Genomic DNA, 3,363 nt, shown 5'->3' with positions numbered 1-3,363 from the left:
ACGCCGATGCCCTTTCGGTCTACCCACAACCACCATCACATCCGGGGCTTGATTGATTTTGGGTTTTCCAAGTTCTGGATACCACAACAAATCCCCGGCAACGAATACATTGGGGTCATCTTTGAATAGGGCTTCCAGGCCATACTTAATGGTAGTAATTAGTTCAAATTGAAGGGTATTGTCCGCCAAGGGTTTGCCGTCACTTTCGGGATATAAGATGTCATCGGTGCTGGGAGTAAGCTGCTGAACCATAGGAAATACTGTTACCAGAGCTGATCATCCTATTCTATCTTACTAATTTAGAATTTAGAATTTAGAATTTAGAATTTATAATTGAAGTCTGTATCCTAAATTCTACCTTCTACCTTCTACCTTCTACCTTCTACCTTCTACCTTCTACCTTCTACCTTCTACCTTCTACCTTCTACATTCTACATTCTACATTCTACATTCTACTGCTTAGACAAGTCTCGGTACCTATTCATCCCTTAGCAAGCCAGTTTATGTTAAATTTGAGTTGACTTTTGGCTTAAGTCCCATTAAATCGGGGTAACGTCTTTTACTGAGCAACTATCATGACTCATTTTGGCATCATTTGTCCTGCTGCTTCTGGTCATCTTAACCCTATGACTACGTTAGGTTACGAACTGAAACAGCGTGGTCATCGCGTCACTGTATTCGGCATTGAAGACGCTCAACCAAAAGCTCTAGCTGCAGGATTAGAATTTCAGCTGATTGGCAAGTCGGATTTTCCCAAAGGAGCCACAAAAGACTTATTTACTCAACTAGGTAATCTCAGTGGATTTAAGGCATTCCAGTATACAATCAATTGGATTGTCAATGTAGCAAAAATGTCTCTTCGGGATGCTCCAGACGTAATTAAAGCAGCAGATATAGAGCTGTTATTAGTAGATCAAGCTTCTCCAGCAGGAGGAACTATCGCTGAGTATCTAGACATTCCTTTTGTAACTGTATGCAGTGCCTTAATGTTCAATCGGGAAATGAGCGTTCCTCCCTTTAGCATGTCCTGGAATTATGACCCTTCATGGCGGGGAGTTCTACGCAACCGAGTGGGTTATGAACTGTTTAATATTATAGGTGAATCCCTGAAAAAAGTTATTAATTATCATCGTAAGCATTGGAATTTATCTACCTATAATAATGCCAATCAATACTCTTCACAGTTGGCTCAAATTAGTCAACAGCCTGCTGAATTAGAATTTCCTAGAAAAGAACTACCGTCTTGTTTTCATTTCACAGGATCTTATAGTAACCCAGCGAGTCGAGAAGCTGCACCTTTCCCTTATGAAAAATTAACTGGACAACCACTGATTTATGCTTCTATGGGAACGTTACAAAATCGGCTTCTGTGGATTTTCCAAATGATTGCAGACGCTTGTGTGGGATTGGATGCTCAATTAGTCATTGCTTTAGGTGGGGGTGCTAGTCCAGAATCTTTACCAGAATTGCCAGGAAATACCTTAGTTGTTGGCTATGCACCTCAATTAGAACTATTACAAAAAGCGACCCTTACCATCACTCACGCCGGAATGAATACTACCCTAGAATCTTTGAGTAATGGAGTACCAATGGTCGCTATTCCCATTACCAACGATCAACCTGGAGTGGCGGCGCGGATCGCTTGGACAGGAACAGGAGAGGTCATACCTTTGAAAAAAATGAGCCTGGAAAAGCTACAAAAGGCTATCAAACTGGTCTTAACGGAAGATTCCTATAAAAAGAATGCCTTGAGGCTACAAGAGGCAATTATACGAGCAGGGGGAGTGAGTCGAGCGGCTGATATTGTAGAACAAGTGGTGCATACAGGTAAACCAGTTTTGGCTTCAACAAAACAATAATAGAATTATTACAAGGAATAATTTTATGTCTAAATCCCTTATGGGGAGAACCTTTAACTATTAAAGTAGTACAAATGAACGGATAACTTCAGTCCAGAAAATGAAAATATGGTCAATTTGCGACTGTATATTGGCTGAGCTCATTGGCATCAAAGCCTTATAGAGTCATCTTTTTAGAGATCATGTCACCCCCTCAGTCACTACCTAATCAAATTTATTAACACATGGTTCTATCCTTATGCCAACTAGAATTCAGGAAACTAAGCTTCCCAATGGAATGAAAATATTTTGCCTGCGGGAAGAAGAAGTACCAGTTCTGTACGAACAGATTCAAGACTACATTAAATATGGAATTGAGCTGCACGAAAGTGATATCATATTTGATGTAGGAGCTAACATTGGTTTGTTTGCCTTATGGGCATATCAAAATTGTAATAAAAATGTTAGTATTTATGCTTTTGAACCTATTCCAGCCATTTTTAATGTACTACAGGCTAACGCTCAACGCTTTGATTCAGATAAAATTAAAGTCTTTTCCTGTGGACTTTCTCAGGAATCCAAGAGTATAACATTCGCTTATAATCCCAACGCTACCATGTTATCCACTGCATATCAAGAGGATTTTACTGAGCTAAAAAAGCAACTGAAGCAGGCTGTTATTCGCAATATTAAATACGCCCCTAAAGCCTTTCGTTGGCTTCGTTGGTTTCCTTTGTTTGTGCGATCAATGTTCATCCAAAATAGCATAGAAAAAGCTTTTAAAATCGAGCGGGTAACTTGCCAGTTAAAAACTGTCTCAGAGATTATAAGGGAACACAAGCTCGAACAGATTGATTTGCTTAAGATAGATGTAGAGAAAAGTGAGTTGGATGTACTTTTAGGCATCGAAGCTCAGGATTGGCAAAAGATCAAGCAAATTGTTGTTGAAGTTCACGACCTAGAGCATCGACTCCAAAAAATTACGAATTTGCTCAAAGAACACGGCTTTAGCGAAATTCAAGTCCAACAGGAACCTATTTTACATGGTTCTAATCTTTTCAATCTGTATGCCTGGCGAGGATAATACTGAGTTGCTTAGGGTGCGTGATAAGACGGGCGAGCCCTAATTTTTCGCCTCAACGCCCGGGTTGGGACAGTCCGCCTGGGAATTGTAACGGGCAAGATGCCCGTTCCACCCCTGATGCCCGTTCCACCCCTGATACCCATTCCACCCACCGGATCAAACAGCAACAATGAGATGCACCCAAGAAATTAACCCGGTTTGAAAGAAGAGCGATATAGCAGTCGCCAGGGCAGTTAGGACATGACAAAAGTCTCACACCCTTTGTAAGCGCAAGAGTTTTACTTCTGACTTCTGACTTCTGACTTCTGACTTCTGCTATATATCCCTATTTCACCTTGATTTATTTTTTGAAAAGCAGCTTGGGAAAGAGCATCGCCGAAACTATCATTCAACGGAAAAAGACCTTTAACCACTGACTTACCTAAAGAATAGGCTAATTTA

Annotated in this window: 2 protein-coding genes and 1 pseudogene; 2 read left to right on the top strand and 1 reads right to left on the bottom strand. The window is 40.6% G+C overall.

Annotated elements, in window-relative coordinates:
- Positions 1–252: pseudogene (locus F6K38_RS37525) on the bottom strand (Uma2 family endonuclease); the annotation flags it as partial.
- Between the two features lie 323 nt (positions 253–575).
- On the opposite strand from F6K38_RS37525, the gene F6K38_RS37520 reads away from it, so the two are divergent.
- A complete protein-coding gene (locus F6K38_RS37520; protein ID WP_008189939.1) occupies positions 576–1,859 on the top strand; it encodes a glycosyltransferase in 1,284 nt (427 codons plus the stop codon).
- A gap of 238 nt (positions 1,860–2,097) precedes the next feature.
- Entirely contained in the window at positions 2,098–2,922 is an 825-nt protein-coding gene (locus F6K38_RS37515) for an FkbM family methyltransferase (protein ID WP_008189937.1), read from the top strand.
- Positions 2,923–3,363 lie beyond the last annotated feature (441 nt).

It is taken from the genome of Moorena sp. SIO3B2 (genome assembly GCF_010692525.1).
Classification (GTDB): Bacteria; Cyanobacteriota; Cyanobacteriia; order Cyanobacteriales; family Coleofasciculaceae; genus Moorena; species Moorena producens.
The sequence above is the reverse complement of the archived record's forward strand: the minus strand, read 5'-3'. Positions and strand labels throughout refer to the sequence as shown.

Excerpts from the sequence above, each read along its gene's own strand:
- F6K38_RS37520 (WP_008189939.1), top strand. The coding sequence starts at position 576 with ATGACTCATTTTGGCATCATTTGTCCTGCTGCTTCTGGTCATCTTAAC.
- F6K38_RS37515 (WP_008189937.1), top strand. The coding sequence starts at position 2,098 with ATGCCAACTAGAATTCAGGAAACTAAGCTTCCCAATGGAATGAAAATA.